The sequence below is a fragment of the Fictibacillus sp. 26RED30 genome (assembly GCF_015903845.1).
Classification (GTDB): domain Bacteria; phylum Bacillota; class Bacilli; order Bacillales; family Fictibacillaceae; genus Fictibacillus; species Fictibacillus phosphorivorans.
Genome location: NZ_JACZDV010000001.1, coordinates 410599 through 435197, shown reverse-complemented (window position 1 = coordinate 435197; position 24599 = coordinate 410599). Strand labels below are relative to the sequence as shown.

The window sequence follows — 24599 nt, the reverse complement described above, 5'->3', positions numbered from 1 at the left end:
TGAAGAGCGGCTTTTTTTTGTTGTTTTTTGAAAACTTAGTTGCAATAGAAGGTAAAAATTTAGCATACTCGCACAAATTATTTGAACGCTATTAAGAGTTCTTTAAGAAGCTTCATTAACAAGTTGATTGGAGTGTAAGGGCGAGACTCCTGGGGGATCAGCGGGACAGGCGAGCCACCTAACAGCGCAGAGCGCTAGGTGGCTCACCGCACCCCTCCCCCCCCCCCCCCGGAAAAGGAGCACCTGAAACGGAAATCAACCACTCACTAATCTTCACTACATTATACTTAACTCATCAAACGAACAAGCAGTGCTTTTTGTGCGTGAAGACGGTTCTCCGCCTCGTGAAAAACAACAGAATGAGGACCATCAATAATCTCCCCCGTCACCTCTTCCTCTCGATGCGCAGGCAAACAATGCATGAAAATAAAATCACTCTTTGCATAGGACACAAGCTCTCGGTTCACTTGATAACCCTTAAAATGCTCGAGACGTTCCTCCGCTTCCGCTTCTTGACCCATACTCGCCCAGACATCCGTGTAAATAACATCACTATTTTTAACACCAGCAACTGGTTCATGAGTTACCTCGATAACAGAACCGCTTTGTTTCGCAACTTCCTTTGCATAAGAAACGATTTCTTCTTTCGGTTCGTAGTTTTCAGGTGAAATAATAGTGCAATCCATCCCCACTTTTGCAGCTCCAATCATTAATGAATGTGCTACATTGTTTCCGTCACCAATATAAGCCAGCTTTTTCCCTTTGAATGATCCTTTATATTCTAAAATCGTAAGAAGATCCGCTAGTATTTGACACGGATGAAAATCATCCGTAAGTCCGTTAATTACAGGAATAGATCCACTATGCGCAAGCTCTTCAACTGTGGATTGATGAAACGTACGAATCATTAGAGCATCTAGGTATCCGGACAATACTTTCGCTGTATCTGAGATCGATTCTCCTCTACCCATCTGAATATCACGAGTCGATAGATGGATCGCATGACCGCCGAGTTGCAGCATAGCAGCCTCGAACGAAACGCGAGTACGAGTCGATGATTTCTCGAAAATCATTCCTAAGATCTTTCCTTTTAGTAAGGGTGGTGCAGATGGACCTTGTTTTTTTAAGTCTTTCGCAAGGTTCAATAAGTCGATGATCTCAGATGTAGAGTAATCCATAAGTGTTAGAAAATCTTTCTGAGTTCGCGTTTGGTGAAGAGGGTGTACGATTGACATCAGTTCAGCACTTCCTTTCTCATTTTATTCGTGGTGCGTATCGCATTTAAATAAGCGTTAGATGTTTCTTTCCTTGTTAGTACATGGACTCTTTCTAATACGGCACGTTTAGCATTCTGGCTTTCGCTATCATTCGAAAAGTTTATATATATGACTTTGTTATCCGTTTTTAACCAATCATCAAATGTCAGATCATTTGCTGTAAGGACGGTATACCCACATTCCTCCCAGGCTTTTGAAGCAGCTTCATCAAGGATTCCTTCCACAAAAATACTTCCATGATCATTCCAGAGATCTGCTAATTGAAGGCTTGAGCCTTTCAAAGCTTTCACTAGAGCTCCATTAAAATCTGCATCCGTTCCAATCACTTCTCCGGTTGAGAGCATCATCGGATTTAACACCGGGGAAACACCAGGCAGTTTAATGGTTGAGAAAACAGGTGCTTTTACTGTAATCTCTGGTTGTCCGTTATGCTCTTGTTCAAGGTTCAGTGCCGTTAATGATTGACCAAGAAGTAATTGTGTTGCCTTCTGGACAAGGTTTACATTCGTAATCTTACTCATGATCGGTGCTGTTCGAGATGCTCTTGGATTCACTTCAATGACATAAACACACTCATTCTGTATGGCAAATTGAACATTAAATAATCCTTTATATGATAAGTTTAGTGCTATCTTTTTAGAGTACGACTTTATTTGATCGATCACATGGTTAGATAAAGATTGCGGTGGTGTAACAGTCAAACTATCTCCTGAATGAACCCCGGTTCCTTCTAGATGTTCGAAAATACCTGGAATGAATAGTTCTGTACCATCACTTAAAACATCTACCTCCGCTTCTGTTCCTTCTAAGAATGTATCGATCAAAACGGGATAATTCACTTGTTCATGGTTCAGATAACTTGTTAGTTCGCTTTCAGAATAAAGAACCTTCATCCCGCTTCCACCAATCACGTATGATGGACGCAGAAGAATTGGAAACCCTAGTTTGCCTGCATATTCTATGACTTCTTTTTCACTTAATGCCGAGAATCCAGGAACTTTAGGAATATTTAATGCATCTAAAAAATTATAAAAACGCTCTCTGTCCTCCATTTGGTCCACGGTATCTGCTGGACTTCCAAGAACAGAATATCCTGCCGCTTCTAACTCTTTAGCCAAATTGATTGATGTCTGGCCCCCAAATTGCAGAATGACATCTGATATTCCTTCAAACTCCAAAACATGATTGATGTCTTCAAAGGTTAGAGGCTCAAAATATAGAGAGTCAGATACTTCATAATCCGTGCTTACTGTCTCGGGATTATTGTTGATCAGTATCGCTTCATATCCACATGCATGAAGAGCGATAGCGCTGTGCACGCAACAATAATCAAACTCAACACCTTGCCCGATTCGTATGGGACCGGATCCGATAATAGCAACCTTCTTCTTAGTACCAGGAATTCTATCGCTTTTCCCGCTCCAGCTTGAATAAAAATAAGTCGTTTTTGCTTCAAACTCTGCTGCACACGTATCCACCATCTTATAAGTCGGCGTGATCCCCCACTCTACTCTCTTGTTGCGTACTTCTATTTCTGACACAGACCAGATATTTGATAAGTATCGATCTGAAAAACCATATTTTTTTGCTAGTTGCAGTTGTTGTTTTTCTACTTTTTCTAATCCCGTTTTTTGCAGCATATTGTCCATAGAGACCATCTCTTGAAATACCGATAAAAAATACGGTGTAATTTTAGTCAATTCATGAATTTTGTCTGAAGAAACTCCTCTTCGCAACAGTTCCATCACAACGAAAAAGCGGCGATCATCTGCTGATACGACTAGATCAAGAAGTGTATCCTCATCTAGTGCGGATAGTTCTTTCAAATACATGCCGTTCGTTTTCAGCTCGAGTGAACGAATCGCCTTTTGAAAGGCAGAAGCCATATTTCTCTCTAACGCCATCACTTCGCCTGTCGCTTTCATCTGGGTTCCGAGTTTGCGGTCTGCATGAGGAAACTTATCGAACGGCCACCTTGGCATTTTTACAGCTACATAATCTAGTGCTGGTTCAAAACTCGCAAAGGTCGTTCCGGTTACTGGATTCTTCAATTCATGCAGGTTATACCCTAGGGCAAGTTTGGCAGCAATCTTTGCGATCGGGTATCCGGTTGCTTTTGATGCTAAAGCAGATGACCTGCTCACACGAGGATTCACTTCGATTAAATAATACTGTGAGTTATCTGGATGAAGCGCAAACTGTATATTACATCCTCCGACGATTTCCAGCGCAGAAATGATGGTTAAAGACGCTTTTCTTAATGACTGATACTCATCATCTGTTAACGTCTGGCTAGGAGCTACTACTACAGAATCACCTGTATGAACACCAACAGGGTCAACGTTTTCCATGTTACACACCGTGATGCATGTTCCGTTCTTGTCACGCATCACTTCATATTCAATCTCTTTGTAGCCTGCAATACTTTTTTCAATCAGACATTGGTTGATCGGACTCGCCGAGAGACCCTGTTTGACTAGTGAGATCAGCTTCTCTTTAGATGAAGCAATCCCGCCACCAAATCCCCCGAGCGTATATGCTGGTCTAACAATTACGGGATAACCCGTCACTTCAGCAAAATGAATCGCTTCATCTATTGACGTAACAATCTCACTTTCTGGTACAGGCTCTCCTAGATGCTTCATCAATGACCGAAAAAGCTCACGGTCTTCTGCTTTTTGTATAGAGTCAATGTCTGTACCTAGAAGTCGAACTTCATATTTCGCTAATATCCCATTTTCATGAAGCTCCATTGCTAAGTTAAGTCCTGTTTGCCCCCCAACTGTCGCTAGAAGTCCATCAGGTTTTTCCTTCAGAATAATCTGTTCGGCATATTCTACTGTTAAGGGCTCAAAGTATATAACGTCTGCAAACGTGTTGTCCGTCATGATCGTAGCAGGATTGTTGTTGATCAGGACCACTTCGATCCCTTCTTCTTTTAATGCTTTACATGCTTGTGTTCCGGAATAGTCAAATTCTGCGGCCTGCCCGATTACGATCGGTCCTGATCCGATCACGAGCACCTTCTTGATGTCTTGTTGTTTAGGCATAACTTCTCACCTTCTCTGTATGTTGTACACTGTTTATAAAATTTTGAAAGATTTCTTTATGTTCGTTTGGACCCGGTGCTGCTTCTGGGTGGAATTGAACACTCGCAACGTTAAATGAAGGATGCCACAATCCCTCAACACTTCCATCGTTCACATTTTCAAACCAGATGTTAAAGCCTGTTTCTGCTAAACTTTCTTTTTGAACGACATAGCTATGATTTTGAGAACTCATTGATACTTTACCCGTCTTCAAGTTCATAACCGGCTGATTCGCACCACGGTGACCAAATTTCAGCTTCCGTGTCTCACCACCGAATGATAAAGCCAGGATCTGATGACCAAGACAGATGCCTAATGTGGGATAGCGCATGGCCAGAATTTTATAACGATGAAAATAGTTAGAGAACCTCATAGGGTCACCAGAACCATTTGAAAAAACTAAGCCATCAGGATTCAATTTTTCGATATCGTTTAACTCTTGATCAAAAGGAACAATTGTTACGCTACACCCTTCGGTAACAAGAGCTTCAGCAATCGACTTTTTATATCCAAAGTCGATCAATACTATATGTGTATCTCCTGAACCTGTCTTTTCCATTGATGTCGCTGGCCAATATTCTTCTAGACTAAAAGAATCAGGAGTGATACTTGGTACATGCATAACAGCAGGCAAAGATCCTTTCATGCGAATTTGTTGAATAAGAGATCTCGTATCTACATTCTTTAGTGCAGGGATTTGATATGCATTTAACAAGTCCACGATCGATTGGCGGCCTCCTTTTGCCGCAAATCCATAGCATTCTGCCATAACTACTCCAGCCACTTGGATTTTTGCGGATTCCATACTCTTAGGATCAAATCCATAATTTCCGATGAAAGGATAAGAAAATACAACGATCTGCCCTTGGTAGGAAGGATCGGTCAAAACTTGTTCGTACCCAGTCATTCCTGTATAAAATACAATTTCACCTGAACCATATTGGTTATCACTAATCCAGTCACCATCGAATGTATTACCGTTAGATAGTGTTATACAGCCTTTCATAACATGTTCCTCTCCTTGTATAAAACTTATATTTTTCTGTATTTTTATTCATTTATGTGTAAAAAAATAGCACCTTCCATTTAGGTCACTGTTTCATACTTGTTGTTAAATGCTCTTTGAATCGTGTTTAGAGCGAGCGATAACTCTTCATCCGTAACGTTTAACGGAGGTAATAATCGAATCACGTGCTCGCCTGCAGGAACGGTTAATAAGCCCTTTTTCTCTAAGTTTATTATGAGTTCTCCGGCGTTTTCACACTCAATTCCTATCAATAATCCTTCTCCTCTTATTTCTTTTACGGATGGAAATTTTATTAAATGCTTCTCTAATTGCTCTTTAAAGTTCTTACCCTTACGCTCAACCTCATTTAAGAATTCGTCATGAAAGATAATATTCAAAACACTTTGGCTGACTGCACAAGCGAGAGGATTACCTCCAAACGTCGTTCCATGACTTCCTGGTCCAAACGCTTCAGCTAGTTTTCTTTTACCTAACATAGCCCCTATTGGAAAACCATTTCCTAGTCCTTTAGCAAGGGTAATGATATCAGGATCTAATCCAAAGTGTTCATAGGCATATCTTTTACCCGTTCTGCCGATACCCGTTTGGACTTCATCAATGACCAATAAGATATCGTTCTTCTCACAGATTTCTTGCACTTCCTTATAAAAATCTAAGTCAGCGATTTTGATACCGCCTTCTCCCTGGATGACTTCCATCATGATCGCAGCTGTGTCGTTGTCTGCTTGTTTCTTCAGTTGCTCAATATCGTTCCAAGGCAAATGTAGGAATGTTGACACGAGGGGTCCATACCCTTCTTTTATCTTCTGTTGACCAGTCGCAGACATAGAACCGAACGTTCGACCGTGAAATGAATCGTTAAACGTGATGATCTTATTTTTCTTTGTGAATTTCTTAGCCAGCTTGATTGCAGCTTCGTTTGCTTCAGCACCACTATTGCAAAAGAAAGCTAAATCCAACTGCGTGTGCTTTACAAGTGTAAGAGCGAGCTGCTCTTGCTGTTGGATTTCAAATAAATTGGAAGTATGCCAAATGCAATCGCTCTGTTTTTGAAGCGCTGCAACCACTTCAGGATGACAATGTCCTAGACTTGTAACAGCTATCCCGCTCGTGAAATCTAGATACTTTTTATTGTCTTGGTCATATACATAACTTCCGTTTCCTTTTTTAAGTTGTATTTGCTTTCTTTTATAAGCAACTCTGTTCCTGACAGAGTTTGATCGGTGATTCGTACTTGCTTGATGTTTAAATCGAGACATTTTATAGCCGCTTCAACCTTTGGTACCATGCCTCCCTCTATGTGTCCTTCGACAATACTGGTAAAAATGTCAGCGATCGTTAAGCATTCCATCCACTCTCCAAGCACTGAAACACCAGGGGTATCTGTAACAAAACAGATCGACTCAGCAGATAAAGAAGCTGCTGTTTCTCCAGCCGCTGTGTCTGCGTTAATATTAACCGTTTCACCCGACTCTGTTACACCTAGAGAAGCAATGACTGGGACCTTGCCAGCATCTAACACGTTTTGGATGATCTCTGTATTTACTTTCTGTATACTTCCAACCCAACCATAATTCTCTTTATCTAAAAAATCACAAGTTAGTAAGGAATTCTCTGCTCCAGAAAGTCCTAGAGCTGATATGCCTTCGTTATTTAATCTCTCTACTAGATTTTTGTTGGTAATGTCCTTTAACGCTGTTTTGACATAGGAAAGTGATTCTGGGCTTGTTACTCGGATGCCATTCTTCATTTCTATCGGCAAACCGGATTCTGACAGCTTTTTATTGATTTCCGGCCCTCCTCCGTGTACGATAACGATCTTTTCACCTTGTTGAATCCTATTTTTAAGAACTTCAAAAAAAGCAGGTTGTAAGTTAGCTAGCGTACTTCCTCCAATTTTCACAACATGAAACACAACACTCGCCTCCATTTAGGTACGATAACTTGCATTAATCTGAACATAATCATACGTGAGATCACACCCCCACGCTCTTCCACTTCCAAAACCTTCTGATAGTTCGACTGAGATGTGAATTTCATGGCTTTTTAAATAGTTGCGAATTTTTTCCTCTGAAAATAGAACTGGCTCTCCATCTACTACGACTTCATGCTCACCAATCTGTATTTTTACAGCGTCCGGATTAAATGAAACTCCGCTATATCCAGCTGCAGCAAGAATTCTGCCCCAGTTGGCATCGCAACCAAACACAGCAGTTTTCACTAAGGGAGAACCTACTACCGTTTTGGCTATGATTCTCGCATCTTTATCAGATGCTGCTCCGCTAACTTGAACCTCGATCAGCTTGCTCGCACCTTCCCCATCTTTTGCAATAAGTTTGCCTAAATCTTCACAAACGAGTACGAGTGCATCTAAGAATAGTTCCCACTCAGGGTGGTCTTTATTTAACTCTTCATTCTCACCCATTCCGTTTGCGAGCATGAGTACCATGTCGTTCGTCGATGTATCACCATCAACAGTAATACAGTTAAACGTACGTTCTACAGCAAATGACAAAGCATCGTGGAGATCATCTTGTTGGACAGCCGCATCTGTCGTGATAAAGCCCAGCATCGTAGCCATATTGGGGTGTATCATCCCCGATCCTTTTGCCGTACCTGCTATCGTAATGATTTTATTATTAATTTTTAGCGTGTAAGCTGTATTTTTGGAAACCGTATCTGTCGTTAAAATGGATTGAGAAAAGTCGATCGATCCTTTCAACTCAGAATCTAGCACTAAGTTTTCAATACCAGTTGATATTTTATCCATCGGCAGATGTTCACCGATCACCCCTGTTGAGGCAACTCCAACATAGTGCGAAGGGATATCCAGCTTTTCAGCGGTCTGCCTCTGCATGTGCCGAGCATCATTCAAGCCCCTTTTTCCTGTACAAGCATTCGCATTCCCAGAGTTCACGATGATCGCTTGAAGCTTCCCTTCTTGAGAGATACTATTCTGAGTAACTTTTAGCGGAGCAGCCTGTACTTGGTTCGTTGTATAAACACCTGCCGCGTTTGCCGGAGTGATACTATACAACAATCCTAGATCGAGTTTTTTATGTTTCACTCCACAATGAAGTCCGCTTGCATAAAATCCTTTTGGCGTCGCGATGTTGATACCTGTTACCTTTTGAATCGTTGCTTTTGTTGCCTGCATATACTTCCTCCTCTAGTTAAGGGAACATCGGTGAAGACTTTAATCCCTTCGTTTCTTCTATTCCGCACATCACATTCATATTTTGAACCGCTTGACCTGCAGCTCCTTTTAATAAGTTATCAATACAAGAGATCACCGTGATGCGGTTTGTACGCTCATCAACCGCAAATGTAACATCACAAAAATTGGATCCGTACACTTGTTTTGTAAACAGATTTGCTTTTTCATTATGAACTCTGACGAAGTATTCACTGTCGTAATAAGATTCATAGATTTCTTTTACAGATGAAGAGGTAACTGAATCTGTGAGTTCCGCATACATCGTAGTCATGATGCCTCTTGTCATTGGAACAAGGTGTGTATTGAATGTTATTTTCGTTTCCGTATCCGTACATGACTGTATCGTTTGCTCGATCTCTGGAATGTGCTGATGTTGATTGACCTTGTAGATGCCGAGGCTATCATTTACATGTGCAAAATGCGTTGCTTTACCAGGCGTTGCACCCGCTCCAGAAATTCCGCTCTTTGCATCAATCACGAGTGAAGATGGATGGATCACGTTTTCTTTTAGTAACGGGAGAATACCTAGGAGAGCTGCGGTTGGATAACAACCTGGGTTTGCGATCAGCTTCGCATTCTGTACCTCTTCTCTCTTCCATTCTGTTAATCCGTATACCGCATCATTCACGAGTGATTGTGGAGGAGGCTCTTTTTTGTACCACGCTCGATAGGTATCTGTATCTTTTAAACGAAAATCCCCTGCTAGATCAATGATCTTCAAGTTCTCATCGAGTAGCGAAGGAAGAAACTCTGATGAAACGCCGCTCGGTGCGGAGGAAAATACGATATCTAAGCCATCGGTCGGCAGTTGTTTCAGTGATCTTAGCTTCTGATCATGAACATGAGACAGATGCTGAATTTCTTCTGAAAGCTCATTACCCGCTTTAGAGGATGAATAGAGAACAACTTCGGTAATCTCCGTATGTGCCGATAGCAGCCGGAAAAGTTCCATCCCACCATATCCGGTTACACCAATAATTCCTGCTCTCATTCCATCACTCCTTAAATAAGTTATGGTTCATTATAGGACTGTATAAAAATTAATTCAATAGTATATTTATAAATAATTTAATTTTAACAAAAAAACTGACTTTTTGGGTACACTTAGATACCACTAAAGCCAGTCTCAAAAATGTTTCTATTGTCTTAAGAATCCACCTTCTGAATGGATGATCTGTCCGGTTATCCACTCTGCTTCTGGTGTTGTTAAAAATGCGACTAACCTTGCCGCATCTCCTGGTTTTCCGATCCTTCCTCCAGGAAACTTAGGCAGAAGAATTTTTTCTAAATCCGGGTTGATCCAGCCCGTATCTGTTGGACCAGGGTTCACTGCATTAACAGTAATTCCTTTATGTCCGATTTCAGCAGCTAAAGATATCGTTAACGCGTCTACGGCTCCTTTTGTAGCAGCATAAGCCAATTCTCCAAGCATCGGACCTTTCGACTGGCCGGATGTTAGATGAACGATACTTCCTCTGCCCCCTGTAAAACGCTTGGCAAACTCTATACTTAAAAGAGTTGTTGCACGAATGTTGATTGCATAATGAGCATCTAAAATCTCACTTGTTGTATCTTCCCAGCTGTGATTTTGTGACATACAGGCGTTATTCACAAGTATGCTTGCTACTCCTAATTCACTTTCAACTTTTTCTAGAAGTTTCGGAATGTCTTCTGCAGCACTAAGGTCAATTTCTTCATACAAAGATTTCACTCCGAAATTTTTTAGTTTCTCCACAAGCTGTTCTGGGTCCTTTGTATGGTCACCTGTGTGCATGGTTGTGTCATATGTACCCCAAGTCGTAAAGAAAATATTAGCTCCCCTTTTTGCAAGCTCAACACAAACGGCTGCGCCAATTCCGTTTAAACGGCTTGCTCCCGTAACAATGGCTGTTTTACCTTCTAAAGAACGATACATCTTGTACCTCCTTATGTAACAGGCGTTTCTGCGCCTTTTCCATCCAATATATTGGTTATGTTTCTGCATGCAAGTTCAGCCATCTTCATTCTTGTTTCCACACTTGCACTTCCGATGTGAGGTAGGGCTACCACTTGTTTCATCGACAGAAGAGGATGATCGACTTCAATCGGCTCTTGCTGAAATACATCAAGCCCTGCACCCGCGATTTCCTGGTTACGTAATGCTTCAATAAGCGCAGATTCATCAACCGTCGCACCTCTGCCTACATTAATGAAGATAGAGCTATTCTTCATACTCTGAAACGCTTCTTCATTAAACATTCCTTTTGTCTCAGATGTTAATGGTGCAAGAGAGACAACAAAATCTGATTGCTTTAAGAGCTCATGAAATTCTCTGTATTCAGCACCGAGTGAGATTTCTGCATCGGGCTTACGATTTCGATTATGATATAAAATTTTTATATCAAAGCCTTTTGCTCGTCTCGCTACGGCTTCACCGATTCTTCCCATTCCAACAATACCGATTGTTTTATGATGAACATCTGCTCCAGCAAGCAATAGAGGTCCCCAGCTATTCCACTTTCCTTCTTTCACATAATTTGCTGATTCAACGATTCTGCGCGCTGTTGCAAGGATTAGAGAAAATGCTAAATCCGCCGTAGAATCTGTTAATACATCTGGTGTGTTACAAACCGTTATTCCCTTTTGTTTAGCCGCTGCGACATCGATGTTGTCATAGCCAACTGCTAGATTGGCAATTACTTTTACTGAATATGCTTCATCAAGTAATTCGCTATCGATTTTGTCTGATAGCATCGTGAGCAGTCCATCAGCTTTTTTGATTTCGGTTAAAAGTACTTCGCGTGGAACTGCCTTTTCTTCATGTGGCCACATATTGATCTCTGCAATTTGCTCTAGTTGACTAACCGTTTCTTTCGGTAATTTTCGTGTAATAAAAACATAAGGTTTTTGCATACGCTTTCACTCCCTGCTTGCTATTTTCTCATGGGAAAGTGAGAAAATAAAGAAATGGTACTTATGCTTGTAATATTCTTGTACAAGATATCTAAAAAGAATTTTGCTTTTCTTTTTCACTTCCTCTGCAAGTTGATTGGAGCGCAAGGTTGCCGACTCCTATGGGACGAGCGGTCAGTTCTAAATGTGGAAGTGGCTCGTCCAGCCCCGACAAGTAAAAGTTGAATGGGCTATGAAGGTGCATTTTGCCTTCTTGACCGTTTAACTTTTGACCTCGAGGGGCTTGTCACTGCAACTAGACATGTGGCTCACCGTTCGCCCAACCTGGAGCGGAAATCAACTACTTTCAAAGACAACACTGTAGACGAAAACAACAAAAAAAGAGGTATAACTCAAAAATCTTACTTTTTGAGCTACCTCTTTCATTAGATCATGGGAACGAGCCAATCGACCATTGGAATATTTAACTCTTGAACCGGAAGACCGATCGATCTGTAAAAACTTTTTAAGAAGTATTCATTTTGCTTTTCATACGAGATTAAGTCAGTAAAGCGGCGAACATACAGTTCTTTTCCGATATCTCTCTCATTATTATAATGTTCATCAACCGTATCAAAGTACTGTGAAGGAAAGAGGAGTCTGCCGTATAGAAGTCTCCAAGCCCCCTTAGATAATGGCTTTACTTTTTCATATTCGTCGATCAACTGCAATACTTCGTGACTTCTGAATTCTGGCTGATAGATCTTCTCCCTGATGCATTCTGCAAGGTCTCTCATCGGACTATCGATCACCCAGCCCACAGGCAGTTTCACAAAACTGTTAGACGTCCGAATCCATGACCGCTCACTGAATCGATCGTAACAAATTGCAGCAGAACCTATTCCTTTAGGTCCTCTCTCTAGTTGGTAATCCGTAATATATTGAATTGCATTTTCCGCCATTCCCTCATAATAAGGAAATGTAGTCAAAAATAATTGATCAAAATCGTTTTTTTGCTTTCTGGCTGATATTTCTGCATATCGGTTATGCATTTCATCCACACGATTGATCCATAATAACGGCCATTGTCCGTATGCGATTTGTTCAACGGGATAATACTGTTCAAGCCCTTTTCCTCGCTTATGAAATTCTGCTAGTTCGGACCCCATTTCAATATTACGATTTTCCCCTTTTTTAGGCTCAACTTTAAAAATGATAACAGACTCACCATCTACATAAGCGCTAGGCATATTGGTGATCGTAGGCTGCAGAACAGGAATGTTCTCTTCTCCACGCTGCTGTAAATAATCACTGATATACATCATTTCTTGCAGTTTCTCATAAGACATCTGCTGCTGCGGTATCACGATGTATTGATTTCCTTTGCAATAGAAGGTCCGATAACCTGATTCAGATCTTCTGTCTTCACAAACTAGTTGATAATGATGAAATATATCTCTTTCAAACAAAGCCGATCCCCCCACCCCTTCAGCTTTCCAGCGGTCGATCTTTTCACACCACCGCATGATTGGATACAACATTGTATGCCCATATAGGCGAAGTGGTTAGTACTTTTTATAAATTCATAACTTTACTATGAAAACATATACTATACAAAGCTAAGGAGACTAACAGAGAAAAGGAGTACAAGGATGCCAAACAAAAAAGTGGAAAAAGTCGAAGAAACTGCTCGCAAACAGCTGAACGAACGGGGCGTTACGGTAAACGATATTGCTGAACTTGTTTATTTTCTCCAAGTCCCCTACCATCCTGATCTTAAAATGGATGTATGTAGAGAAAACGTTGAGAGAGTCATCGCAAAACGTGAAGTTCAGAATGCCATTCTTACAGGCATAGCGCTTGATGTATTAGCGGAACAGAAAAAACTTGAGCAGCCGCTTCAGGAAATATTGGCTCGCGACGAAAGTCTTTATGGGATCGATGAAGTGATCGCTCTCTCAATCGTAAATATATATGGCTCGATCGGCTTTACCAACTATGGATTCATCGATAAACAAAAACCGGGTATTCTAGAGAAGCTTAATGATAAGTCTACAGGTATGGTTCACACCTTCTTAGATGACATAGTGGGTGCTATTGCAGCTGCAGCATCGAGCAGATTGGCACATCGTGCAGCAAATGAAGAATAAAAATAAGGCTTAAGAACAAGAGGATCCTCTTAGACTTAAGCCTTTTTTATTTTTTATTAACTGGTTGTTGCTAGATAGTCTCCATCGGAAAAAGCAAGTACCTGAACCGGAAATCAGATTAATTGATCTCCCACTCATCCAATCCGTTTACGGTATACGTTGGATGCACTTCAATTTCTTCAAGGTGTTTCTTAGTTGTGACTCCTGTGTGCACAAGCAGAGTATCTATTCCGGCACGAATACCAGCTAAAATATCTGTTTGATAGTTGTCCCCGATCATGAGTGTTTCTTCTTTTTTCGTTCCCAGCGTTTCTAACGCCATCTCCATGATGATGGACTCAGGCTTACCGATAAATGTCGGTTCTGTTTGCGTAGAAACCGTAATGACAGAAGTTAGTGAGCCGTTTCCTGGCAGAAGTCCTCTTTCTGTTGGAAGTGCAATATCGCCATTTGTAGAGATAAAAGTTGCTCCGTTACGGACTGCTAGGCATGCTTTTGCTAATTTTTCGTATGTGATCGAGCGATCGATTCCGACCACAACATAGTCAGGGTTCTCTTCAACAAGTTGCAGTCCTTGCTCTTGAAGCGCTTCTCTTATTCCATCTTCACCGATACAATAGACAGTCGCATTTTTCTTTTGTTCTGCAATATAATTGGCTGTTGCCATACTCGTCGTATACACATGCTCTGATGAGGCTGGGATATCGAATCCTGCAAGCACATCTGCCACTTGTTTTTTTGTTTTAGAAGAATTGTTTGTTACAAACAAGTAAGGAATGTTTTGTTCGTTTAATTTTTTCACAAAATCAACGGCCTCAATAATTCGTTCTGTCCCTCGATACATCGTTCCATCCAAGTCGATCAAGAATCCTTTATATGCCTTCATTATGCTCTCTCCTTTTATGTACCTTCTCATTTTACCCACTTCAAAAAAAAACACACCTGAAGCGATTTAGACTTCAGATGTTTGCTTTTCTTCTTTTATCACATAGCAACAATAATCTCCGCCTTTTGCCATGCACGTCTTTCGCTCAACGGCATCTGTTTTAAGCATGCGCTTAAACAGCGAAAGTTCACAAGAGCAGGCTTGCTGATATTCATTCGCTACCTTAGCGATCGGGCAATTGTACTCTGTTAATACGTAGGTTCCTGGATCTTCGCCTCTTTCCCAGTCCACCATATAACCCGCTTCATTTTGTATGTTCGCCAGTTCATTTACTTTTTGCTCAAACTCTGTGAGTGTGTTCATTCGATCTTTGTATCTATCCTGAAGACGATTTTCACGACGCTTAAACAATTCATCAATTGTTTCTGTGCCACTCACTTCTTCTATATCTTTTAAAAAATCTACGGTAAGTCCTGAATAGTTACGTGGAAATTGTTCGTCACCGCTTGCTGTAAGATGATAAAAATGAATTGGTCTTCCCATAGCCTGTCGCACAAGAGTCGTTTCAATCACATGGTCGCGCTCTAATGTGTTGAGATGACGACGAACCGCCATTTCGGTTATTCCTAGGGATTTCGCCATTTCCGTAACAGTCATCCTCTTATTTCTTTTTAAAAGATAGATGATTTCATCACGGGTTGAGGTGTGATTCTTCATGGTCATCACCATCCTTTGTCACCATTTTATCGTAAATAAGGATAAACGTACATTTTTAAATATAAATGTATAAAAACTCTACTTATCCTTATTCAGGTAAAAATGCAGAAACTGGCCCCAATTCTTCCTCTAGATACCGTTTTACATGTATTGGGAATGCTGAAAGTTCTTTCTCTTTTGAAGCGATTGTATCGTATATGATTTTACTATCAGCCGAAGTGTAATCTTGAACAAGTGATTTACGAAGGTTTACCACTTCCTTTAGTGATAGTGCTTCATCATTTGGGATTACCTTTTCATCAATCAGGATATCAAGGATATCTTCAAAGCTTCCTGGATCGCGCATAATAAATCCATCAATTATCATATTTCCGACGTCCATCATCGATTCGATCAACATATGTCCGATTCTTTCCACCACAAGTGTTTCAAGCTTATTTTCTGGGACTGCTACTTCCTTGAACGTATGGATTAACTCATTCATATACACTAAATGTTCATTGATTTTCTTTCGATCAACAAAATACATAGTCATCACCTTTTGTAAGTTTCTCAAGTAAAGTGTAACATAAAGTAAGAGCAATCATATGAACTCAAAATTTAAATTTCTAATGTATGAAGGAGGAACAAATGAACGAGGAAACATTTTTCTTATATGATGATAAAGAAACAACAGAAACGCGCTTTGTAAGCTTCATGGGACGAAACACTCGCTTTGATCTTGCCATCACGAAAACAACGAGACATTACGGAAAGTCATTAGTACTGAACATGTTAGGCAGTACATATGCTATCATCGGTCAAGATGATTTAGAAGAAGAGGGCTATTTAGAACACGCGTTTAATCTAACTGAAGAGGACGCAATGGAGCTTCGCGAATTTTTAGCTGAAGTTGTTTAAGATGTAATCAAAATGTACCAAAAAAGAATCATGCTTTCTTGGAGACACTTTAGATAAGGATACTTTTCTTATCCTAAAATGACCGAAGAGAGGATGGTTTTTTTGTTCGAAAAAGAAAAAGAACAATATACCGATTTTTCGAATGTAGAGACTGGTCGTAATTACGTACTTCCTGAGGATTTACCTGAAGGTCCGTACGGCTCTCCGATCAAGAGAGCTTTAGGAAAATCGACTCCTTGGAGAGAAGAACAGCGTTATTATAGTGCCTTTAACTATGAAAACAAAACCCTTCATGAAGGTCTGGAAAGACAAGATCCTGGTGCTCATCCCACACACGATGATCCAGAATATCATACGGAAAAGCCTTATGAAGATTCTCGAGGCTCGTAAAGTAACCTTGGTGACTTTTTAGTAGCCTTTACGTCAAATTTAAGATCATCGCTAAGACAAAGAAAAACCCCTGAATTTTCTCAGGGGTTTACTTTTTTGACTACAAAATACGGACAACCGAAATTACAATATTCGTAAATGTACTCCGGCAGTGTACTGATCTTCGTATCAAACGTAGCCTTTTCATGATTGTCTTCAAAGAATCCACGAAGTCGAAGCTGTTCGTAACCGAGATCACCAACAATATAATCGTATTTATGTAATATTTCACTATAGCGCGCTTTAAATTGTTCCTCGTTAAAGGCTTCTCGTACATCTTCAATCACTTCATAGGAATAATTACCAACTGTAATCAAAAATGCTTCACCTCGTTTCCTGATACTTATTTTACCATGCTTGTACTCGTTTCAGCCAACAATTTCTTCGTAAAGATCTTCCCATTTAAGGCACTCTATAGAATAAGGAGGTGAAACACCTGTGAAAAAATTAGGAATGTTCTTATTGATCGGCTTGATGCTCGCTGGATGCGGCGGCGGTGATCAGAAAAAGATGGGACAAGAATATAAATTTTCTAAAACCAATGTAAAAGATGAGAATCGAATTGGCAACAACATGAACTATGGGGACTTTGGATATATGCGTCATATGTCGGGGGATAAAGTAAAAACAGGAAATGCGGTTCCATACTTAAATCGCCAAAAGCTTGCTGATATGATCTCTGATATGGTCCTTCAACTACCGGATATTAAAGATGTCGGTACATTAGTTACGGATGAAGAGGTACTGATCGGCTACAAAACAACAAACAAGGATCGAAACGCAGCTGCTGACCAAGTAAAGATGACTGGATTCTCTGTCGTTCCGAGATATTATCACGTCTACGTATCTGACGAAAAAGGAATGATCGATAAGATCGAACAATATCAATCACTAAATAATGATACGGAACAGATCGAAGGCATCATGGACACGTTAATCCAACAAATGAAAAAAGCGCCTCAAGGTAAAAAGTGGAACTATGGGGAAAATGAAAACGGTGAGATGAACGGCGAAACAAACAATATGCGTAGTGAAATGGAAGGCAAATAAAAAACCAGAAGCAGATAGTTGCTTCTGGTTCTCTTATTTTTTAGCTGTTTTGTGCAGCTGCGTTTACTTGCTCATCAGCATGGTAAGAAGAACGCACAAGCGGTCCAGACTCACAATGCTTGAATCCTTTAGAGAACGCGATATCACGCAGCTCTTTAAACTCATCTGGTGTATAGTATTTTTGTACTTTTAAATGTTTCTTTGTAGGTTGTAGATACTGACCGATCGTCATGATATCTACGTTATTTGCACGTAAGTCATCCATCGTTTCTACAATTTCATCCCACGTCTCACCTAACCCGATCATTAGACTGGACTTTGTTGGGATGTTAGCATTCATTTCTTTTGCACGACGCAAGAACTCCATTGTTCTGTCATACGTAGCACGTGCACGAACTCTCGGAGAAAGACGTCTTACCGTTTCAATATTGTGGTTCATAATATCTGGTTTTGCATCCATCAATGTTTTCAGTGCATCAAAATCACCTAACATGTCAGATGGAAGGACTTCGATGGAACAGAATGGATTACGAGCACGTACAGCACGAACGGTTTCGGCGAATACATGAGCACCGCCGTCTTTAAGGTCATCACGCGCAACCGCTGTGATTACAACGTGTTTTAAACCCATTTGCTCGACAGATTCTGCAACGCGTTCTGGCTCTTGTAGATCAAGTTCTGTCGGCAATCCTGTTTTAACGGCACAAAAACGGCAAGCACGTGTACAGATATCTCCAAGAATCATGAAAGTAGCCGTTTTTCGAACAGCCCAACATTCATGGATATTTGGACATTTTGCTTCTTCACATACCGTATGTAGCTTTTTCTCACGCATCATTTTTTTAAGTTCTTTATAATTTTCATTCGTGTTTAGCTTTATTTTTAACCACTCGGGTTTACGTACATATTCTTCTTTCTTTGCCATCATCATCACCCCAAATTTTCTTGGTCTTTCGTATAATGAACGTTCGTATTTTAGTTTCTACTTAAACATTATTGTCCCCTCAATACTCTACCATACGACAGGGTAAAATTCCAAACATGAGTTTTTTCCAACATTTTTCCTTCATGTTTTTTCTTAACTTCAACAAACTATAGATAAATGATAAGAAAGGAGTGGATTGGGACGCATGAGGAAATTTTCAGTCCTGTTCCTCACTCTGACAGCCCTTCTAATAACCTTTCTTCCGGAAAGCAGGAGCACGGCCGCAGAGCGATATACAAAAGAAGATGTGGAAAGGCTTAGCCTCTATAAAAAAATGGAGTCCGTTACTCTCATTCCATGGCACTACTTTGCAGGCGTAGACCAATATGAAAGAAGCGTGAGAAAAGCGAGAAGAGATCTACCTGCCAGAAAAGGATTAGTCGGCATTTACTTTTCTCCTTTACAATGGTCTGGACCGATCAACACTACTATGGATGATACGAACCCTGAACGTATTTCCATGTTTGGTGGAATCGGAAAAGACGGTAACAACGACGGAATTGCAGATCGAAACAACGATGAAGACATTTTATATACATTTAGTGAGATCATTCAAAAGCATGGGCATGATATAGAAAATTTCAGAATCGGCCTTTGGAGCTATTACCAGCGTGATAAAGCCGTGGATATTATTATGGAAAACGCGAAGATCTATGAGACCTATGGAACCGTTTCTCTAGACAAACACAGCTTTATCGTTCCATTAAGATCAAACTATAGTTACCGAAGCACTTGGGGCGACCGACGCGGCTTTGGTGGATTACGTATTCATGAAGGCACAGATATCTTTGCAGATTATGGAGTTCCGGTAAAAGCCGTTTCATACGGAATTGTTGAAATTAAAGGATGGAACCGTTTTGGCGGATGGAGAATCGGTGTCCGTGATATCAATAATGTGTATCATTATTACGCCCATTTAGGCAGCTTTAATAAAACAATTGAAAAAGGATCTATCGTCGAACCCGGAACTGTGCTTGGTTATGTGGGGAGCTCAGGCTACGGTCCTCCAGGAACATCAGGAAAATTCCCTCCCCATTTGCACTTTGGTATGTACCGTGACAACGGATATACGGAATGGGCATTCGATCCATACCCTTATTTAAAAGCATGGGAACGTCAGGAGCGCATTAGCAACAGGCGAAGATAATAATAAATGGTGGCAAAGTTGAAAAAGAAGCTTAAGGGCTTCTTTTTTATATGGCGCTCGTAAATCTCGAGCCTTGCTCTGGTTTACGAGCGCCATCATAAGAAAAAAGCTGATTCTTCAATTGAAGAACCAGCTTCATCCTTTATTTCTTTCTCGAAACGCGAACCACGTTTGCAATACTCGCTAGGAGGCCGCCCCATAGGATAACCATGCCAATCACCATCATTGTAATCGCACTGCCTGTCATATTAGCTGACCTCCTTTTTCTCTACTGCCACTTCAGATTTCCACTTCACTAGACCGAGTACGATGCCGAGTACGATTACGCCAACTGCAACGGCTACACCATACGTAAGGATCAGTTCTGTAGGATAACCTTCATAGTTTTCTGCAAGGTTTTGTTTAATGTTATCAAACATCATATAACCAAGAAGGATTGGTGTGATCACACCTAGACAAACCTTCCACCATAAACCTGTTCGTAAGTCAGAGATGGCGTTCGCATGGTTTTGAAGTCCAGCCAATTGTCTGACGAACCAAGCAACAATGACTACTTCTACAAGACCTGCTAAAGTGATACCGAAGTTGTTGATGAAGTAATCCACGATATCAAGCATGTACAGTCCGCCTTTTGTAGCGAAAAGTAATGAGATAACAGATGCTACTCCTCCACCCATCAATACAGCTTTTGTTCTAGAAATGCCAAACTTATCTTGTAATGCAGACACATACGTTTCAACAATCGAGATCAACGATGTCATACCTGCGAATACAAGGGTTAAGAAGAAGATTGTTCCAAAGAAGGCATTTCCGCCTGGGAACTCATTAATAATTGCTGGAAATACTTCAAAGGCTAGTCCGATTCCGCCTTTTACAACTTCATCAACCGGCAGACCTTGTTGCATCGCCATGAATCCTAAAGCGGCAAATACACCAATACCTGCAAGTAGTTCGAATCCTGAGTTTGCGAAACCTGTTATAAATGCATTATTGTTAATATCTGATTTCTTAGGCAGATAGCTTGAGTACGTTACCATAATTGCAAATGCGATCGATAATGAGAAGAAAATCTGACCGTAAGCTGCTACCCACACCTTACCATTATTCATCATGCTCCAATCAGGTGTGAAGAATGTGTTCAAACCTTGAGCAGCACCATCGAGCGTTACGGCACGAATAACAATTAACGTAAACATAATAACTAAAGCTGGAATAAAAATTTTGTTAAAACGCTCGATTCCTTTCGATACACCTTTATAAAGAACAAGAAGCGTAACAACCCACACGATTAGAAGTGCGATCAGAATACCTGGTACGATACCACCCAAGTCACCAGGCGTCTTGCTTAATTGAAGGACTTCACCGTAGAAGAAGTCAGAAGGCTTGTCCCCCCAAGTTAAGTTTAATGAGTAAATAGAATACTTAATCGCCCAAGCGATGATTACCGCGTAGTAAGTAGAAATAACAAATGCTACAAATACTTGCCACCATCCTAGCCACTCCGCTTTTTTGTGAAGTCGGAAATAAGAAAGTGGAGCAGATCCACGGTACTTATGACCTAGCGTAAATTCTAGGATTAGTAAGGGAATCCCTGCCGTTAAAAGTGCTATAAGATATGGGATGAAGAATGCTCCTCCACCGTTCTCATAAGCAACTGCTGGAAATCTCCAGATATTGCCTAGGCCGATTGCTGAGCCGACCGCTGCTAATATAAACCCATAGCGGCTTCCCCATTGCTGCCTATTTTCCATTGTTGTATCCCCCTTTTTATGAAGTCGAAAAGTTTACAATTGTTACTTTTTTCTGATAATTCTGTGTTCAGTATATTACAAAACATGATAATCGTCAAAATGTTTTTAGTTATTTTGTCGGAATAAGGGGGAAAAAGTCGTATAAATATAAGAAAAAGTGCCTGGTTAACTACCAGACACTTTCAAAAATTAAGCCTTTAAAGATTGATCACTAATGCTATTTTTACTAGATACTTTTTTAATCAAGAAGAGTGCTAAGATAAATATTACAGCAGATGCGAAGAGGCCGATCCAAACACTTTCTGTGAACCCAAGGGCAAGATAACCAACGGCAGACACTCCAGCAGCCACTAGGCTATAAGGAAGCTGGGTCATGACGTGATCGATGTGATGACTTCCCGCTCCTGTTGAAGAAAGGATTGTAGTATCTGATATTGGGGAACAATGGTCACCAAAAACAGATCCCGCTAGTACTGCAGCAAGAACAGGAAGCATTAACTCAATATTTGTAGAAGCTGAAATTTCTGCTGCGATCGGCAGCATTACTCCAAATGTCCCCCATGAAGTTCCTGTCGCAAAAGCCATTAGCCCTGACAGTACAAAAAGAACAAACGGCAGATAAGCTAAATTCATATGCTGATCAACTAACCCTGCTAGATACGTCCCTGTTCCTAAGCTATCGATGATAGAGATGATCGTCCATGCAAAAAGCAAGATCGTAACAGCACCGATCATAGATTGAATACCGCGTCCCAGTCCTTTTCCTAAGGATGCAGCACCCATCTTCTTTGGAAGGAAGAACAATATAGCAGAAGCTAAACCAAGCAGACCACCATATACTAATGATTTTGGTACATCGGTATTCTCAAAAATAGATAAAAGTGTGATGGCCGTTGGTTCTTCTAGCCCCTTCACATTTTGAATACCTGTATAGATCATGAATCCAACCGTTGAAATAATCAAGATTACGATTGGCCAAACAAGGTCTCCTACTTTTCCTTTGTCACTTTCTTCGAGCTTAATACCTTCTCCGATTGCAGCTTTTTTATCAGCTGCAATCACTTCTCCTGTAGCAAGAGCTGTTTCCTCATGTTTTTTCATCGGTCCAAAATCAAGTTGAAAATACGCTACAGCAAATACTAGGATTAACGCAAACACTGCATAAAAATTCATTGGAATCATTTGAATAAAAGCACTAAACGCAGACATATTTGTGATCTCATGTGTAGCAAAGATCGTTCCGATAATACCGATAATGTACGCTCCCCAACTTGAAACAGGTGAGATTACACACACTGGCGCTGCAGTTGAATCAAGGTAATATGCCAGTTTCGCACGCGAGATGCGATGTCGGTCAGTAATAGGTCTACTTACATTTCCGACAGCCAACGAATTAAAATAGTCATCAATAAAAATGACGAGTCCAAACACAACCGTTAAAAGCTGTGCACCTCTTCTCGTTTTCACTCTAGAAATGGCCCACTCTCCAAAAGCTCGGCTTCCACCTGCTAAAGAGATAATGCTCGTCATCATTCCTAAGATTAATAAGAACAGAAGAATATAAACATTCCACTCATTTAATGCACCGTCTGAAATAAAGTGCCCTTTCACAATCGTACCAATTTCTTTCAGTGTAGCTACAATACTAAAATCGTGAAGCAATAATGCCCCCGCTAGGATCCCAGCTCCTAATGAGACTAACACTCTTCGCGTTAGAACAACCATCAAGATTGCCAATACGGGTGGTATTAACGAATAAATCGAATTCTCAAATTCCATGATGTTCCTCCTTCTTTTATTTAGCCATCGATATTGAGGAGTTCTTACAGGACGTCGAGGAAAAAAGGACAAAATAAAAAGCGATCAATAGACAAGGAAATAACCTGCTATCAATCACATAAGTAATTTATGGTTTTCCTCATCGATCAGTAGTCCTCCACTGCTTTTAATTCCCAAGCAGTGACAGTTTTACACTTGTTTAGTGTAAACCCAGCAAAAGTGAACAGACGGTTTACTTTTGCTTCGGCGGAAGTTCCTTTTCTTTTTCTTCACAGACGTCACTCTCTGAAAAAGTACTTATAAAATCCGCTCCTCTACCCCATCGGTGATAGGCTTAAAGACATATAAAATTTTCAATTCAATACTAATTATAACAAACTAGGACGAATGGTCAACCTAAACAGGAATTGTTAAATGAAGGAAATACATTTATTCTGCTGCTTCATCCTCACCCGTTTCTTCTGTAGGGCTATCCTCAGAAGGCTCCAATTCATCATGAGATTCCTTTTCTTTTAAGTCTGGTGTAATCGGCACAGTCGGCTGAATAGGATCTCCTGATTGATTATAATAGACAGGAACTTCTCCTTTAATAAATTGTGCTGTTATCTTTATTGGCCTTTTTACAACTGTCGTTTCTGTCGCAAAAGGAATTACGATCCTCGTTTTGACTGTGACTACAATATCAATATTGATCCACGTATTGTTGATCCCTGAATTCTCTATTTTCTCTTCAATATCTGTGTTCGCTTCACCAATCAGCATAAATTTGATAGGAATTTTCGGCCCTAAGTTAGCTAGGAGAGAGTTTCTTGTTGCTTGCCCAAGAGGTATTTCCATAATAACACCCGGTTCGTTCTTATAGGCTGTTATTCCTAACTCATCATTGGTTATTACTTCGTGAGCTTTTCCTTCTTCTATTTCCTTCAGGTATTTTTGAACGACTTTTTGTGACTGGTTGGCAACCTGGTTGACTACACTCTGATTGATTCCAGCAAAGACGACATTTCCTTCTGTATCGGTTTTATATTCGATGATGTCATTCATTTCCGAAGGCCCTAAAATTTCATTGTCGATCGCTTCACTTATTGCAAGTGCGGCGATTTCTTCCGTTTTCTTTTGAGCAATCAACATAAGTGTTGGTTCGATCCCTTTGTTTACAAGCCATAGCCCTTGAATCGTTATAAAAGTAAACAGAATAAATGAGATCAATAGTACAAATCGGAATGGAAGTGGCCCTTTTCGAAGTTTCATTTTTCTGCGCTTAAGCAAAAGGTAACCCCCCTTTATCTACATATACATATGTATGCAGACAAGAGGGGGGCTC

The 24599-nt window shown here is 40.5% G+C and carries 24 protein-coding genes and 1 riboswitch; of the genes, 5 read left to right on the top strand and 19 right to left on the bottom strand.

The genetic code is table 11. The features are described 5' to 3' along the window. Nucleotides 1-287: 287 nt before the first annotated feature. From argF to yutH, 10 genes are all read right to left on the bottom strand, one after another. A complete protein-coding gene (gene argF / locus IHV11_RS02090) occupies nucleotides 288-1235 on the bottom strand; it encodes an ornithine carbamoyltransferase (RefSeq protein WP_197193554.1) in 948 nt (315 codons plus the stop codon). Next, a complete protein-coding gene (locus tag IHV11_RS02085) occupies nucleotides 1235-4327 on the bottom strand; it encodes a carbamoyl phosphate synthase large subunit (protein ID WP_197193553.1) in 3093 nt (1030 codons plus the stop codon). The genes argF and IHV11_RS02085 overlap by 1 nt, the downstream gene beginning before the upstream one ends. Further along, nucleotides 4320-5372 (bottom strand): carbamoyl phosphate synthase small subunit, encoded by a 1053-nt coding sequence (locus IHV11_RS02080; RefSeq protein ID WP_197193552.1) that lies wholly within the window; start codon nucleotides 5370-5372, stop codon nucleotides 4320-4322. The genes IHV11_RS02085 and IHV11_RS02080 overlap by 8 nt, the downstream gene beginning before the upstream one ends. A gap of 80 nt (nucleotides 5373-5452) precedes the next feature. Further along, nucleotides 5453-6571 (bottom strand): acetylornithine transaminase, encoded by a 1119-nt coding sequence (locus tag IHV11_RS02075; RefSeq protein ID WP_370568658.1) that lies wholly within the window; start codon nucleotides 6569-6571, stop codon nucleotides 5453-5455. Continuing rightward, the gene (argB, locus tag IHV11_RS21100) at nucleotides 6511-7308 is read right to left on the bottom strand and encodes an acetylglutamate kinase (RefSeq protein ID WP_370568614.1); all 798 of its coding nucleotides are present in this window, start codon (nucleotides 7306-7308) and stop codon (nucleotides 6511-6513) included. Before argB ends, IHV11_RS02075 begins: the two co-directional genes overlap by 61 nt. Nucleotides 7309-7323: 15 nt before the next feature. After that, nucleotides 7324-8550 carry a bifunctional ornithine acetyltransferase/N-acetylglutamate synthase gene (gene argJ, locus IHV11_RS02070; protein ID WP_197193550.1) on the bottom strand — a complete coding sequence of 409 codons (1227 nt, stop codon included), beginning with the start codon at nucleotides 8548-8550 and terminating at the stop codon, nucleotides 7324-7326. A 16-nt stretch (nucleotides 8551-8566) separates the two neighbouring features. Then, nucleotides 8567-9601, bottom strand: a complete 1035-nt coding sequence (gene argC / locus IHV11_RS02065; RefSeq protein WP_197193549.1) for an N-acetyl-gamma-glutamyl-phosphate reductase — start codon at nucleotides 9599-9601, stop codon at nucleotides 8567-8569. A 147-nt stretch (nucleotides 9602-9748) separates the two neighbouring features. Next, complete coding sequence (locus IHV11_RS02060) at nucleotides 9749-10525, bottom strand: SDR family oxidoreductase (RefSeq protein ID WP_197193548.1); 777 nt, start codon at nucleotides 10523-10525, stop codon at nucleotides 9749-9751. 11 nt (nucleotides 10526-10536) lie between these two features. Further along, a complete protein-coding gene (locus IHV11_RS02055) occupies nucleotides 10537-11502 on the bottom strand; it encodes a 2-hydroxyacid dehydrogenase (protein ID WP_197193547.1) in 966 nt (321 codons plus the stop codon). A gap of 425 nt (nucleotides 11503-11927) precedes the next feature. Next, nucleotides 11928-12950: a spore coat putative kinase YutH gene (gene yutH, locus IHV11_RS02050; protein WP_197189681.1), complete on the bottom strand. Its 1023-nt coding sequence runs from the start codon at nucleotides 12948-12950 to the stop codon at nucleotides 11928-11930. Between the two features lie 183 nt (nucleotides 12951-13133). On the opposite strand from yutH, the gene IHV11_RS02045 reads away from it, so the two are divergent. Beyond that, nucleotides 13134-13631 (top strand): phosphatidylglycerophosphatase A family protein, encoded by a 498-nt coding sequence (locus IHV11_RS02045; RefSeq protein WP_066397286.1) that lies wholly within the window; start codon nucleotides 13134-13136, stop codon nucleotides 13629-13631. Nucleotides 13632-13749: 118 nt separating this feature from the next. Here IHV11_RS02045 and IHV11_RS02040 read toward each other — a convergent pair whose 3' ends face one another. From IHV11_RS02040 to IHV11_RS02030, 3 genes are all read right to left on the bottom strand, one after another. After that, complete coding sequence (locus IHV11_RS02040) at nucleotides 13750-14517, bottom strand: TIGR01457 family HAD-type hydrolase (RefSeq protein ID WP_197193546.1); 768 nt, start codon at nucleotides 14515-14517, stop codon at nucleotides 13750-13752. 66 nt (nucleotides 14518-14583) lie between these two features. After that, the gene (locus IHV11_RS02035) at nucleotides 14584-15240 is read right to left on the bottom strand and encodes a helix-turn-helix transcriptional regulator (RefSeq protein ID WP_231620255.1); all 657 of its coding nucleotides are present in this window, start codon (nucleotides 15238-15240) and stop codon (nucleotides 14584-14586) included. Nucleotides 15241-15322: 82 nt separating this feature from the next. Then, the gene (locus IHV11_RS02030) at nucleotides 15323-15763 is read right to left on the bottom strand and encodes a DUF86 domain-containing protein (RefSeq protein ID WP_197193544.1); all 441 of its coding nucleotides are present in this window, start codon (nucleotides 15761-15763) and stop codon (nucleotides 15323-15325) included. 101 nt (nucleotides 15764-15864) lie between these two features. On the opposite strand from IHV11_RS02030, the gene IHV11_RS02025 reads away from it, so the two are divergent. Beyond that, complete coding sequence (locus IHV11_RS02025) at nucleotides 15865-16134, top strand: DUF3055 domain-containing protein (protein WP_144698299.1); 270 nt, start codon at nucleotides 15865-15867, stop codon at nucleotides 16132-16134. 93 nt (nucleotides 16135-16227) lie between these two features. Beyond that, complete coding sequence (locus IHV11_RS02020) at nucleotides 16228-16524, top strand: hypothetical protein (RefSeq protein ID WP_225218678.1); 297 nt, start codon at nucleotides 16228-16230, stop codon at nucleotides 16522-16524. An 80-nt stretch (nucleotides 16525-16604) separates the two neighbouring features. On the opposite strand, the gene IHV11_RS02015 is transcribed toward IHV11_RS02020, so the two are convergent. Next, on the bottom strand, nucleotides 16605-16880 hold the full coding sequence (locus tag IHV11_RS02015; protein ID WP_066238928.1) for a YutD family protein: 276 nt from the start codon (nucleotides 16878-16880) through the stop codon (nucleotides 16605-16607). 121 nt (nucleotides 16881-17001) lie between these two features. On the opposite strand from IHV11_RS02015, the gene IHV11_RS02010 reads away from it, so the two are divergent. Further along, on the top strand, nucleotides 17002-17613 hold the full coding sequence (locus IHV11_RS02010; RefSeq protein WP_197189685.1) for a YhcN/YlaJ family sporulation lipoprotein: 612 nt from the start codon (nucleotides 17002-17004) through the stop codon (nucleotides 17611-17613). Between the two features lie 40 nt (nucleotides 17614-17653). Here IHV11_RS02010 and lipA read toward each other — a convergent pair whose 3' ends face one another. Further along, on the bottom strand, nucleotides 17654-18538 hold the full coding sequence (gene lipA / locus IHV11_RS02005) for a lipoyl synthase (protein WP_197132073.1): 885 nt from the start codon (nucleotides 18536-18538) through the stop codon (nucleotides 17654-17656). A 205-nt stretch (nucleotides 18539-18743) separates the two neighbouring features. On the opposite strand from lipA, the gene IHV11_RS02000 reads away from it, so the two are divergent. Next, nucleotides 18744-19745, top strand: coding sequence for a M23 family metallopeptidase (locus IHV11_RS02000; RefSeq protein WP_197193543.1), 1002 nt, complete (start codon nucleotides 18744-18746; stop codon nucleotides 19743-19745). Nucleotides 19746-19887: 142 nt separating this feature from the next. Here the strand turns inward: IHV11_RS02000 and IHV11_RS01995 are convergent, their stop codons facing one another. From IHV11_RS01995 to yunB, 4 genes are all read right to left on the bottom strand, one after another. Further along, entirely contained in the window at nucleotides 19888-19992 is a 105-nt protein-coding gene (locus IHV11_RS01995) for a methionine/alanine import family NSS transporter small subunit (RefSeq protein ID WP_137791787.1), read from the bottom strand. Between the two features lies 1 nt (nucleotide 19993). Further along, nucleotides 19994-21496 (bottom strand): sodium-dependent transporter, encoded by a 1503-nt coding sequence (locus IHV11_RS01990; RefSeq protein WP_197132077.1) that lies wholly within the window; start codon nucleotides 21494-21496, stop codon nucleotides 19994-19996. Nucleotides 21497-21685: 189 nt separating this feature from the next. Further along, nucleotides 21686-23275: a Na+/H+ antiporter NhaC family protein gene (locus IHV11_RS01985; RefSeq protein ID WP_197193542.1), complete on the bottom strand. Its 1590-nt coding sequence runs from the start codon at nucleotides 23273-23275 to the stop codon at nucleotides 21686-21688. Nucleotides 23276-23417: 142 nt separating this feature from the next. Then, nucleotides 23418-23600: riboswitch (Lysine riboswitch) on the bottom strand. Between the two features lie 104 nt (nucleotides 23601-23704). Continuing rightward, nucleotides 23705-24544, bottom strand: a complete 840-nt coding sequence (gene yunB, locus IHV11_RS01980; RefSeq protein WP_197193541.1) for a sporulation protein YunB — start codon at nucleotides 24542-24544, stop codon at nucleotides 23705-23707. Between the last annotated feature and the right edge of the window lie 55 nt (nucleotides 24545-24599).

Excerpts from the sequence above, each read along its gene's own strand:
- IHV11_RS02025 (WP_144698299.1), top strand. The coding sequence starts at position 15,865 with ATGAACGAGGAAACATTTTTCTTATATGATGATAAAGAAACAACAGAA.
- IHV11_RS02045 (WP_066397286.1), top strand. The coding sequence starts at position 13,134 with ATGCCAAACAAAAAAGTGGAAAAAGTCGAAGAAACTGCTCGCAAACAG.
- IHV11_RS02000 (WP_197193543.1), top strand. The coding sequence starts at position 18,744 with ATGAGGAAATTTTCAGTCCTGTTCCTCACTCTGACAGCCCTTCTAATA.
- IHV11_RS02060 (WP_197193548.1), bottom strand. The coding sequence starts at position 10,525 with ATGTATCGTTCTTTAGAAGGTAAAACAGCCATTGTTACGGGAGCAAGC.
- argJ (WP_197193550.1), bottom strand. The coding sequence starts at position 8,550 with ATGCAGGCAACAAAAGCAACGATTCAAAAGGTAACAGGTATCAACATC.
- argC (WP_197193549.1), bottom strand. The coding sequence starts at position 9,601 with ATGAGAGCAGGAATTATTGGTGTAACCGGATATGGTGGGATGGAACTT.
- IHV11_RS02020 (WP_225218678.1), top strand. The coding sequence starts at position 16,228 with ATGGTTTTTTTGTTCGAAAAAGAAAAAGAACAATATACCGATTTTTCG.
- IHV11_RS02085 (WP_197193553.1), bottom strand. The coding sequence starts at position 4,327 with ATGCCTAAACAACAAGACATCAAGAAGGTGCTCGTGATCGGATCAGGA.
- IHV11_RS01995 (WP_137791787.1), bottom strand. The coding sequence starts at position 19,992 with ATGACAGGCAGTGCGATTACAATGATGGTGATTGGCATGGTTATCCTA.
- IHV11_RS01990 (WP_197132077.1), bottom strand. The coding sequence starts at position 21,496 with ATGGAAAATAGGCAGCAATGGGGAAGCCGCTATGGGTTTATATTAGCA.
- argF (WP_197193554.1), bottom strand. The coding sequence starts at position 1,235 with ATGTCAATCGTACACCCTCTTCACCAAACGCGAACTCAGAAAGATTTT.
- lipA (WP_197132073.1), bottom strand. The coding sequence starts at position 18,538 with ATGGCAAAGAAAGAAGAATATGTACGTAAACCCGAGTGGTTAAAAATA.
- IHV11_RS01985 (WP_197193542.1), bottom strand. The coding sequence starts at position 23,275 with ATGGAATTTGAGAATTCGATTTATTCGTTAATACCACCCGTATTGGCA.
- IHV11_RS02040 (WP_197193546.1), bottom strand. The coding sequence starts at position 14,517 with ATGAAGGCATATAAAGGATTCTTGATCGACTTGGATGGAACGATGTAT.
- IHV11_RS02080 (WP_197193552.1), bottom strand. The coding sequence starts at position 5,372 with ATGAAAGGCTGTATAACACTATCTAACGGTAATACATTCGATGGTGAC.
- IHV11_RS02030 (WP_197193544.1), bottom strand. The coding sequence starts at position 15,763 with ATGTATTTTGTTGATCGAAAGAAAATCAATGAACATTTAGTGTATATG.
- IHV11_RS02035 (WP_231620255.1), bottom strand. The coding sequence starts at position 15,240 with ATGACCATGAAGAATCACACCTCAACCCGTGATGAAATCATCTATCTT.
- IHV11_RS02055 (WP_197193547.1), bottom strand. The coding sequence starts at position 11,502 with ATGCAAAAACCTTATGTTTTTATTACACGAAAATTACCGAAAGAAACG.